Below are 1001 nucleotides of genomic sequence, written 5' to 3'. Positions count from 1 at the left end.
ACCAAGCCCCACGTGAACGTGGGCACGATCGGTCACGTGGACCATGGCAAGACGACGCTGACGGCAGCCATCGCCACGGTGCTGTCCTCCAAGTTCGGCGGCGAAGCCAAGGCCTACGACCAGATCGACGCTGCACCCGAAGAAAAGGCCCGCGGTATCACGATCAACACCGCCCACGTGGAATACGAAACGGCCAACCGCCACTACGCCCACGTGGACTGCCCCGGCCACGCCGACTATGTGAAGAACATGATCACCGGCGCAGCCCAGATGGACGGCGCTATCCTGGTGTGCTCCGCTGCTGACGGCCCCATGCCCCAGACCCGCGAGCACATCCTGCTGGCCCGCCAAGTGGGCGTGCCTTACATCATCGTGTTCCTGAACAAGTGCGACATGGTGGACGACGAAGAACTGCTGGAACTCGTCGAAATGGAAGTGCGCGAACTCCTGGACAAGTACGACTTCCCAGGCGACGACACCCCCATCATCCGTGGCTCTGCCAAGCTCGCCCTGGAAGGCGACAAGGGCAAGCTGGGTGAAGAAGCCATCATGAAGCTGGCCGAAGCCCTGGACACCTACATCCCCACGCCCGAGCGCGCTGTGGACGGTGCCTTCCTGATGCCCGTGGAAGACGTGTTCTCCATCTCCGGCCGTGGCACCGTGGTGACCGGTCGCGTGGAACGCGGCATCATCAAGGTCGGCGAAGAAATCGAAATCGTGGGTATCCGCGACACGCAAAAGACGACCTGCACCGGCGTGGAAATGTTCCGCAAGCTGCTGGACCAAGGCCAAGCTGGCGACAACGTCGGCCTGCTGCTGCGCGGTACCAAGCGCGAAGACGTGGAGCGCGGCCAAGTGCTGTGCAAGCCCGGCTCGATCAAGCCCCACACCCACTTCACGGCTGAGGTGTACGTTCTGTCCAAGGACGAAGGTGGCCGTCACACGCCTTTCTTCAACAACTACCGTCCTCAGTTCTACTTCCGCACGACCGACGTGACTGG

Annotated in this window: 1 protein-coding gene; it reads left to right on the top strand. The window is 62.3% G+C overall.

What is annotated here, in order from left to right; genetic code table 11:
* Nucleotides 1–1001, top strand: a 1001-nt coding sequence (gene tuf, locus AC07Z7_RS25100; protein WP_494768048.1) for an elongation factor Tu, incomplete at both ends; no start/stop codon positions are given.

The sequence above is a fragment of the Acidovorax sp. GW101-11A03 genome (genome assembly GCF_059424825.1).
This window is presented reverse-complemented; position numbering and strand designations above follow the sequence as displayed.